Raw genomic sequence first — 529 nt, forward strand, 5'->3', positions numbered from 1 at the left:
GTACCTAACAGCTTTCCACCAGTGGAAGCGCTTGAATTTAGCACCAGTCTGATTCTTGTATCGCTGCTTTGCGATATTAAGAATCATTCTATCGTCGGCTCTGCTTTACCTGTTCAAAGATTCTTGATTATAAATTTAATTGAACAAAGATATCTGCTTGTTGTAGGCTACCCAATAATTTTTTAGATTCTTCGTAGTACGGTGACAGTGCGCCTCGGTGGTGTTGTTGTAGGAGTCAGCTATGACACCTCAGAACTTCACTCCAGATTTAGAGTTGCCTTCAATGCAATCTACGGAATGCATCAACCAAACATGAATCTAAAAACCTAATTTATAAGTACAACATACTAGTCAAATGAAGGACAACGAAATGATGAAATTAAAAAAGTATCAAAATTTCCCCGTCACTGTGAGTCCACTCATTTCATTTATTCGTCTTCGAAGGAGCTTAACTTGTATGAGAGGTATTCTCGCTGCCACCCTAGTTGTCACCACCTCCGGAGTGAATAGGTTGAGGATATGGATATGC

Annotated in this window: 1 protein-coding gene; it reads left to right on the forward strand. The window is 39.7% G+C overall.

Annotation, left to right across the window (positions count from 1 at the left end):
* Positions 1 to 186, forward strand: a 186-nt coding sequence (locus ACQY5W_RS13575) for a hypothetical protein (protein ID WP_428025499.1), incomplete at its 5' end; no start/stop codon positions are given.
* Positions 187 to 529 lie beyond the last annotated feature (343 nt).

It is taken from the genome of Arcobacter sp. (genome assembly GCF_050300555.1).
GTDB lineage: Bacteria > Campylobacterota > Campylobacteria > Campylobacterales > Arcobacteraceae > Arcobacter.